This window comes from Flavobacterium sp. (assembly GCF_043722275.1).
GTDB lineage: Bacteria > Bacteroidota > Bacteroidia > Flavobacteriales > Flavobacteriaceae > Flavobacterium.
Genome location: NZ_JAYSPC010000102.1, coordinates 1 through 9,405 on the forward strand (window position 1 = coordinate 1; position 9,405 = coordinate 9,405).

Here is a 9,405-nt window from a genome sequence, read left to right on the forward strand (position 1 = left end):
GAACCTACTGTGACTTTCTTTTCCATACAATTAGACTTTAATACTAATATATGTAAATCAATTTAACTCTTCCGAACACTTATGTTTTAAAAACCTGTCGGGTTTAGAACCACCACATAAAAACAAAAATTTCACCACATAAACCCAAAACCTTCACATCAAAAAAACCCAAAACCTCTAATTTAGCCCCGATGGAAGCGGAAATCCTATTGCTTTTTCCTTTAAAAAGCAAAAGATTAGAGCGAACAGCGGGACAAAAGGTTCTGATAAAAATAATTTTGCTGCTCCTGAAAATTAAAATCAAAACCACTTTTAGACTACGACAATAATAGTTTTGGCTAAATCTGTTGTTTGAATGTTGCGCAACTTTGTACTATAAAAATAGATACAGATGAAAATTACAATTACAGGTTCTTTAGGGAACATTAGCAAACCGTTAGCTCAGGAATTAGTGCAAAACGGACATGAAATTACGGTGATTAGCAGCAGCAACGGAAAACAAAATGAAATTGAAACTTTAGGAGCTTTGGCGGCGATTGGTTCGGTTGAAGATGTTGCATTTTTGACCAAAGCATTTACAGGCGCAGATGCGGTTTACTGCATGATTCCGCGTGCGAATTATTTTGATCCCAGTCTGGATTTAGATGCTTTTACACGTACAATTGGTGATAATTATGCCGAAGCAATTGAGAAATCAGGCGTAAAACGTGTTGTGTTTTTGAGTAGTATTGGTGCGCATTTAGAAAAGAATTCAGGAATTATTCAGCGTTATAATGAGATCGAAGCCGTTTTGAATAAACTTGATGTTTCGATTACGTTTATCCGTCCAACTTCTTTCTTTTATAATTTGCTGGCTTATATTCCGCTAATTAAATCGCAGGGAATTATCGCTGCAAATTATGGCGCGGACAGAATGATTCCGTGGGTTTCTCCTAATGATATTGCTGAAGCTATTGCAGATGAAATCACAACTCCGCTTGACGGAAAAAAAGTTCGTTATGTTTCAAGCGAAGAACTTACAGGTCACGAAACAGCTCAGATTTTAGGAAATGCAATAGGAAAACCGGATTTAAAATGGGTTTTAACTACGGATGAAGAAACTTTAAACGGATTGGTAAACGTGGGAATGCAGCCTAAAATCGCCGAAGGTTTGGTCGAAATGTATGCCGGACTTTACAATGGTTTACTTGGCGAAGATTATATTGAAAACCGACCTGCCGTAATGGGAAAAGTAAAACTGGCAGATTATGCTAAAGAATTTGCTGCAATTTACAACCAGAAATAAGTACCTTAGACTATGGCAAATAATCAACCTGTTCGAATAAAAAGTATCAGCGAATTTCATGAATTTAGAAATTTGCCCAAGCCGGAACATCCTTTAGTGAGCGTTTATAATTTTGAAGATTTAAAGTATTTGAGCGAAAATGAACCAAAAAGCTTAATGCTGGATTTTTATTCGATTGCATTAAAACGAAATGCAAATGCTAAAATGAAATACGGTCAGCAGGAATACGATTTTAAAGAAGGAGTTTTGATGTTTATTTCGCCAGGTCAGGTTTTTTCTATCGAAGGAAATTCTGAACTTCAACACACAGGATGGTCATTATTGGTCCATCCTGATTTTTTGTGGAATACGCCGCTTGCCAAAAAAATCAAACAATACGAATATTTTGGTTATTCGGTTTATGAGGCTTTGCATCTTTCGGATAAGGAGGAAAAAATGATTATTAGTTTAATGAAAAATATTCAGCAGGAATATCAGTCGAATATTGATAAATTCAGTCAGAATGTTATTATCGCCCAAATCGAATTATTGCTGACTTATGCAGAACGCTTTTATAACCGACAATTTATTACCCGAAAAATAAGCAGTCATCAAATTCTTGCAAAATTAGAGAATTTACTTGACGATTATTTTGCGAATAATTCCCTGACTAAAAACGGTTTGCCAACAGTTCATTATATTGCCGAAACCTTAAATGTTACGCCTAATTATTTAAGCGGATTATTAAAATCATTAACCGGTCAAAGCACACAACAGCATATTCACGATAAATTGATTGAAAAAGCTAAAGAAAAACTCACAACAACGAACTTATCCATAAGCGAAATTGCGTTTGAATTAGGCTTTGAACATCAGCAGTCTTTCAGCAAATTATTTAAGACAAAAACCAATATTTCGCCTTTAGAATTCAGGCAGTCTTTTAATTAAAAAAGGCATTCGGCAAAATACCTTCTATAATTTTCATAAATTCGTTGAATAAAAAATACGTTTATGAATCCTGTTTTCAAAAATACACTTGCCGTTATAATTGGTCTTTTCGTAGGAAGTGTTGCTAATATGTCTATAATTTTAATGAGCAGTTCTGTTATTCCCGCTCCACACGGCGCAGATGTAACTACAATAGAAGGACTAAAAGCGACCATGCATTTATTTGAGCCCAAACATTTTATTTTTCCGTTTGTGGCACATGCACTGGGAACTTTTGCCGGCGCAGCAGTAACAGCTTTAATTGCGGCAAATAACAAAATGAGATTAGCGCTCGCAATTGGTGCTTTCTTTTTATTGGGCGGAATCGTGAACGTCTGTACTTTGCCTTCGCCAATTTGGTACAATGTTATTGATCTTCTATTTGCTTATCTTCCAATGGCTTATTTGGGTAAAAAATTAGTTACATCAGAAGAATAACAGCATTTAAATTGCAATAAGGACATGAAAAAAATTGGACTTGTAGGCGGAATCAGTTGGGTTTCGACAATAGATTATTATAAATTAATCAACGAAGGTGTCAATAAAAAACTAGGCGGATTGCAATTTGCAGAATGCCTCATTTATTCCTTAAACTTTGGTGATGTTCAGGAAAAAACCTGGGCAAACTCCTATGAACTGATATTAAATGCGTGTTTGAGTTTAAAGAAAAGTGGTGTTGATGCAATTGTTTTATGTGCCAATACTGCACATATGTACGCCGATGAAATTGAAAAAGTAATTGGATTACCCTTAATTCATATTGGCACAGAAACCGCAAAAGCCATAACAAAAGAAAAAATTACTACAATTGGACTTTTAGGAACTTCATTTTCTATGGAAATGGATTTTTATAAAGATCGCCTGAAAAGTTTTGGATTAAACGTTTTGATTCCCGAAAAACAAGAAACCAGAGATTATATTCAATATGTTTTGAAAGAAGAACTGGGAAGAGGAATTATTAATCCGGAACCCAGACAGAATTATATTAAAATAGCGAATGAACTTATTGAAAAAGGCGCCGAAGGAATTGTTTTAGGTTGTACCGAAATTCCGTTATTAATAGATCAATCCCATTTTTCCGTTCCCGTTTTTGATACCACCAAAATACATTCTGACGCGATTGTGAATTTTATAGTTTCTTAAAGGTAATCAGGTCATTACTATGTAATTTTTTTAACTAAATAAAGCCATATCACAAAAAAAATCTTTAGAATATTTCTTATTTTTTACTGATTTCATTTCATTATTAAATTGTATTCCTTTTCTGCAAGGATTTTAAAAATGACTCGGCGATTCACCAATAAATATATTAAGACTATTTTTTGATTTCCTACATACTTATTTTATAACTTAGTTAGCTTTTAAATTATAGAATCATGACCAGGAAAGAAATAGCTACGCAATTTTTAAATCTCGCTGCAAACGGGCATTCACACGAAGCTTTTCGTTTGTATATAGGTAAAAATTTCAAACATCACAACGCCTATTTTAAAGGCGATGCCGATACTTTGATGCTCGCCATGGAAGAATCAACAAGAACAAACCCAAATAAAGTTTTTAAAATTCATCATATCCTTGAAGATGATAATTTAGTTGCCGTACATTCTCACTTAAAACAAACTCCCGTCGAACTTGGTTTTGCAGTAGTTCATATTCTAAAATTTAAATCAGATAAAATCGTCGAACTTTGGGATTTAGGTCAGCCAATTCCAAAAGATCCCATTAATGAAAACGGGATGTTCTAGTTTTTCAGTCCCAGTTTTCAGCGACTGTGACTGAAAACTGAGACTGAGACTGGGACTAAAAAAACCTGAAACAAAAAAAGCCTGAAACAAAATAACAAACTTTTAAATGAACTCCATTTCCAGAATTTCCTTTTTATTATCTTTCTTTTTATTATTTTCGAATTGCAATTCGTTTGCTCAAAAAAAAGACAATTATACCGCCCAAATAGATAGCTTAATTGCAAACACATCGCCTATATTTAACGGCGTAGTTTTAATTTCTAAAAACGGAAAAACAATTTATTCTAAAGTAAAAGGAGTTGCCAATTTTGAAACAAAAAAACCATTGACAATTGACAGTCAATTTGAAATCATGTCAAATAGCAAACTAATTGCGGCTGTTTTGATTTTGTTAGAAGTTGAAAAAGGAAAAATTAATTTACAGGATCCTATTAAAAAATACCTGCCGGAACTCAAGCAAACCTGGGCAGATTCTATAACCGTTCATCAACTTTTAAATCATACTCACGGAATCGTTGATTTGCAAAAACCGCTCGCTTTTAAACCCGGAACAGATTTTAAATACGGAAACATCAGTTTTAATTTACTAGGGAAAATTGTAGAATTTACTACCAAAAAAAGTTATTCAGAAGTTGCTGATGCGCTTTTCAGAAAACTAAATATGAAAAATACTTTCTGTTATTCTGAAGATAAAAAACAAAATTTAACGACAGGATATAACAATAAAAACGGAATCCTTGAGCCTGACGAAAAAAGCCAAATCAACGCAGAAACTTTAGGCGCAGATGGTATTATTTCTACCGTAAAGGATTTAGCGATTTGGAACAATAATCTTCACAAAGGAAAAATCCTAAAACCTGAAACATATCAATTACTAATAAAATCAAGTGCTTTATCACAACATAATTTCTTCGGAAAAGAAAAAGACGGTTACGGTTACGGGATTAGAGTTATCGAAAAAGAAACTGTAAAATACATTGGTCATACCGGATTAGGCGACGGGTTTTCTTCTGTAAATTTGTATTTCCCTGAAAGCGATGTGAGTTTAATAATTTTAGAAAATCAGATGAATGAGGATTCTAATTTATTTTATATTTCTGAATTCAAAATCAAAAACATCTTATTGAAAAGTGATTTACTCAACAAAAAATAACGACAAAACATAAAAGCTGTATTTATAATAAAAAATTAGTAGAAATCGACGTCGAAATCCTAAAGAAAATGATTACCATTCGTTAAAAAACTCAAAAAAATTATCCCCTCAAATTAAAAAAATTATGATTATTACTATACTAATTCTTTTATTTGCCCTACTTATTTACGTTTTTACGCATCCCAGATACGGGAAAAGACCTTCGGGAGAACGATTGGCGTTGATACAAAAATCACCACAATACAAAAACGGAAAATTTGAAAATGAGCATTTTACGCCTGAACTTGCAGAAGGTTACGGCTATTTTAATGTAATATCGGAATTTTTATTTAAAAAAGTAAACAGAAAAATTCCAATCGATATTATTCCTTCCATCAAAACTAATTTACATGAACTTGCTTTAGATCAGGATATTTTGGTTTGGTTTGGACATTCGTCTTATTATATTCAGCTTAGCGGAAAACGATTTTTAATTGATCCCGTTTTCAGCGGCAACGCCTCGCCTATTTACGGAACCACAAAAGCATTTAAAGGAACTGATATTTATACCGCTAATGATATTCCTGAAATAGATTATTTGCTGATTACACACGATCATTATGACCATTTAGATTATAAAACAATCATGGAATTAAAACCGAAAATCAAAAAAATAATTTGTGCACTTGGCGTAGGTTCACATTTTGAATTTTGGAAGTTTCCAAAAGAAATTATCATCGAAAAAGACTGGCATGAAAAAATAGAACTCGATCAAAATCTGACACTTTATACAACGCCATCAAGACATTTTTCCGGCAGAAGCACAAAACGCTGCAACACACTTTGGACATCTTTTGTATTAGAAACAAAAGATTTTAAAATGTATTTGGGCGGAGACAGCGGTTACGACACTCATTTTGCTGAAATTGGCCAGAAATTTGGTCCTTTTGACATTGCGCTTATCGATAACGGTCAATATAATCCGGCATGGAAATACATTCATAATTTATCCGAAGATGTAATAAAAGCCATGAAAGACCTAAAAGCAAAACGAGTTTTTCCGGTGCATTCATCTAAATTCGCATTGGCTCTTCATGCCTGGGACGAACCATTGATAAAAGTTACAGAACTAAATGCAAGTTCCGAAAACACGATTCCGTTAATCACACCAATGATTGGTGAATTAGTAGAATTAAGAAACGAAAAACAAGCGTTTAAACAATGGTGGAAAGGAATTAGGTAATTGTAGATTGAGAACTGAGACCGAAAACTGAAACGCTTATAGTTTGTTTCGACCGAAGGGAGAAATCACACTAGAAACTCCGTCACAAAAGTCGCCAATCTTTGTCGAATCCAGGATGTGATTTCTCCCTTCGGTCGAAATGACAAATCATCATAAATTCATCACATTAGTAGCAAAAAAACGAAATGACAAAATCATCATAAATTCGTGAAATTTGTGGCAAAAAAAGGCAAAATAAAAAATGACAAATTCAAAATTCAATTTACAACCTGAAATTCTTGAAGACGATATCACAAAATTAATCCCATTGCAGGAAAGTGATTTTGACGAACTTTATAAAGTAGCTTCCGATCCTTTGATTTGGGAACAACACCCAATGAAAGACCGATATAAATCAGCAGTTTTCAAATCTTTTTTTGACGCGGCAATCGATTCAAAAAGTTCGTTTTTAATTTTGGATAAAAAGACAAACGAAATCATAGGGAACACAAGATTCTACGATTACAATCCTGAAAAATCCAGCGTTGCAATTGGTTTTACGTTTATTGCCAGAAAATTTTGGGGAGGTTTATACAATAAATCGAATAAAAAACTTTTGATAGATTATGCTTTTCAATCTTTAGATTCAGTAATTTTTCATATTGGCGCAGATAATATACGTTCCCAAAAAGCCGTAGAGAAACTGGGAGCGGTAAAAATAAACGAAATGAATGTAATGAATAACGGAGTTGATATCCCGCATTTTGAATATGAATTAAAAGCGGGGAATTATAAATTATGAGTTATGAATTATTAGTTTCAACTCTTAACCAATAATAAAAATATTTAACTTCAAACATATAGCATTACAAATGAAAAGAATAACAGTTTTTTGCGGATCAAGTTTTGGTACCGAAGAAATTTATAAAGAACAAGCCACATTATTAGGCAAAACATTGGCGCAACAAAATATAGAATTGGTTTATGGCGGAGCAAACGTAGGTTTAATGGGCGCCGTTGCCGATGGAGTTTTAAACGAAGGCGGAAAAGCTATTGGAGTTTTACCCGATTTTTTAAGATCGAAAGAAATTGCGCATTTAGGTTTAACCGAATTAATTTTGGTAGAAAGCATGCACGCGAGAAAAACCAAAATGGACGAATTATGCGATGGTGTAATTGCACTTCCGGGTGGTTTTGGAACGCTTGAAGAACTTTTTGAAATGCTAACATGGGCACAATTAGGATTGCACAAAAAGCCTATCGCGATTCTAAACATCAACGGTTTCTATGATTTACTTATCGAATTAACGAAAGTTATGGTCGAAAAAGGCTTATTGAAAGATGTCAATCAACAAATGCTTTTGGTAAGTGATAATATTGATGATTTATTAAACCAAATGAAAAATTATACTCCGCCAACCGTTGGAAAATGGATTGAAAAAGAAAAGTTATGAATTTTGAGTTATGAGTTATGAGTAATTTATAATACTTTTAAAATTAAACAATTAGCGTTATATTTACGTTTCAGCTCTTAAGCTATAACTTTAGCTCTTAACGCATAACAATTAACTTTTAACATCTAACTTCCAAAAAAGATGAAAACAGAAAATAATCACTTCGCAAAAGCCGAAATGCTGATTCGGAAACCTGTTTCAGAAGTTTTTCAAGCTTTTGTAAATCCGGAAATTACCAGTAAATTTTGGTTTACCAAAGGTTCCGGAAAATTAGAACAAGATACCATAACCGAATGGACTTGGGAAATATACGGTTTCTCATTAACCGTTACAACGCTTGTTTTGCAGGAAAATCATAAGATTGTAATCGAATGGGGAAATCCCGGCGAAACAACTTTAGTCGAATGGCTTTTTAGTGCGCTTGATGAAAATGAAACTTTTGTAAGCATAACCAATTCAGGTTTAAAAGGAGATCCGGATAAAATAATCGATCAGGTTCGAAATTCAACCGAAGGATTTACATTGGTTCTCGCCGGAGCAAAAGCGTATTTAGAACATAATATAGAATTGAATCTTGTTCTGGATCGATTCCCGAAAGGTTTAGCGTAAAAAAAAATCAGGTTTAAAAGTTTCAGGTTTCAGGTTTACGCAACGAACTGGAAACTTGAAACTTCCTAAATATAAATCAGGAAAAGGTTCTGTACAATTTCCACTTAATCAACTTGAAAAGCCGAAAAAGAAATAATTTTAAATGGATTTAACGGAACATTACAATCGACTTTATAAAAAATCTGCCAAAGCAATTTCAGAAGGAAATTACAAATTAGATTCTCAAATTAATGAAACATCAGATTCCCGTTTTGGAATCACGTTATTAATCCGCCCAAATGAAAAAGTAAAAGCTGCTATTCAGTTGTTTTTAGACGAATTAAGAGCAATTGAACCTCAACAATATTATTATCCGGATTCAGATATTCATATTACCGTTATGTCGATTATTTCGTGTTACGAATGTTTTACTGTGGATAAAATCAACATTCAGGAGTATATTGATATCATTCAACAAAGTCTGGTTGTTTTAGATAAAATCAAAATTGAATTTAAAGGCATTACCGCTTCTCCGTCGGCAATAATGATCCAGGGATTTCCAACTGATGAATCTTTGAATATTTTACGGGATAAAATGCGTGAGAATTTCAAAAATTCAACTTTAGAACAAAGTATTGATAGTCGCTATTCCATAGCAACGGCACATTCTACTGTTTTAAGATTTCAGGAAAAACTTCAAAATCCGGAGAAATTGATTGAAGTTATAGAGCAATTTCGCGATTATGATTTTGGGGAATTTACGGTAGGAAATTTAGAATTGGTATATAATGATTGGTATCAAAGAGAAGAAAATACAATTCATTTAGCCGAATTTATGATTTAATTTTTCTGTTGCTGATTTTTTTCGCCACGACCCGACCGAAGCGAACAGGCGAAGCAATTTCACGAATTTTCGCTAATTGAAATACGATTAAATAAAATTCGTGCTAATTCGTGAAATTCGTGGCAAAAAAAACTTAATCCTTTAAACTTCCCAAAATGCCATAAAACAC

Annotated in this window: 11 protein-coding genes; all 11 read left to right on the top strand. The window is 33.3% G+C overall.

What is annotated here, in order from left to right; all coding sequences use genetic code 11:
* Nucleotides 1–391 precede the first annotated feature (391 nt).
* The 11 genes from ACHZDT_RS12660 to ACHZDT_RS12710 all read left to right on the top strand — a co-directional run bounded on the left by ACHZDT_RS12660 (nucleotide 392) and on the right by ACHZDT_RS12710 (nucleotide 9,236).
* On the top strand, nucleotides 392–1,285 hold the full coding sequence (locus tag ACHZDT_RS12660; protein ID WP_394774993.1) for an NmrA family NAD(P)-binding protein: 894 nt from the start codon (nucleotides 392–394) through the stop codon (nucleotides 1,283–1,285).
* A gap of 12 nt (nucleotides 1,286–1,297) precedes the next feature.
* Nucleotides 1,298–2,212, top strand: coding sequence for a helix-turn-helix domain-containing protein (locus ACHZDT_RS12665; RefSeq protein ID WP_394774994.1), 915 nt, complete (start codon nucleotides 1,298–1,300; stop codon nucleotides 2,210–2,212).
* A gap of 63 nt (nucleotides 2,213–2,275) precedes the next feature.
* Nucleotides 2,276–2,689, top strand: coding sequence for a hypothetical protein (locus ACHZDT_RS12670; protein ID WP_394774995.1), 414 nt, complete (start codon nucleotides 2,276–2,278; stop codon nucleotides 2,687–2,689).
* 24 nt (nucleotides 2,690–2,713) lie between these two features.
* Nucleotides 2,714–3,394: an aspartate/glutamate racemase family protein gene (locus ACHZDT_RS12675; RefSeq protein WP_394774996.1), complete on the top strand. Its 681-nt coding sequence runs from the start codon at nucleotides 2,714–2,716 to the stop codon at nucleotides 3,392–3,394.
* A gap of 233 nt (nucleotides 3,395–3,627) precedes the next feature.
* Nucleotides 3,628–3,996 (top strand): ester cyclase, encoded by a 369-nt coding sequence (locus tag ACHZDT_RS12680; RefSeq protein ID WP_394774997.1) that lies wholly within the window; start codon nucleotides 3,628–3,630, stop codon nucleotides 3,994–3,996.
* Between the two features lie 106 nt (nucleotides 3,997–4,102).
* The gene (locus ACHZDT_RS12685) at nucleotides 4,103–5,149 is read left to right on the top strand and encodes a serine hydrolase domain-containing protein (protein ID WP_394774998.1); all 1,047 of its coding nucleotides are present in this window, start codon (nucleotides 4,103–4,105) and stop codon (nucleotides 5,147–5,149) included.
* 124 nt (nucleotides 5,150–5,273) lie between these two features.
* Nucleotides 5,274–6,371, top strand: coding sequence for an MBL fold metallo-hydrolase (locus ACHZDT_RS12690; RefSeq protein WP_394774999.1), 1,098 nt, complete (start codon nucleotides 5,274–5,276; stop codon nucleotides 6,369–6,371).
* Between the two features lie 241 nt (nucleotides 6,372–6,612).
* Nucleotides 6,613–7,152 (top strand): GNAT family N-acetyltransferase, encoded by a 540-nt coding sequence (locus tag ACHZDT_RS12695; RefSeq protein WP_394775000.1) that lies wholly within the window; start codon nucleotides 6,613–6,615, stop codon nucleotides 7,150–7,152.
* A gap of 70 nt (nucleotides 7,153–7,222) precedes the next feature.
* Nucleotides 7,223–7,804 carry a TIGR00730 family Rossman fold protein gene (locus tag ACHZDT_RS12700; protein WP_394775001.1) on the top strand — a complete coding sequence of 194 codons (582 nt, stop codon included), beginning with the start codon at nucleotides 7,223–7,225 and terminating at the stop codon, nucleotides 7,802–7,804.
* Nucleotides 7,805–7,945: 141 nt separating this feature from the next.
* The gene (locus ACHZDT_RS12705; RefSeq protein ID WP_394775002.1) at nucleotides 7,946–8,413 is read left to right on the top strand and encodes an SRPBCC family protein; all 468 of its coding nucleotides are present in this window, start codon (nucleotides 7,946–7,948) and stop codon (nucleotides 8,411–8,413) included.
* Nucleotides 8,414–8,555: 142 nt separating this feature from the next.
* A complete protein-coding gene (locus ACHZDT_RS12710; protein WP_394775003.1) occupies nucleotides 8,556–9,236 on the top strand; it encodes a mutarotase in 681 nt (226 codons plus the stop codon).
* The last annotated feature ends 169 nt before the right edge of the window (nucleotides 9,237–9,405 follow it).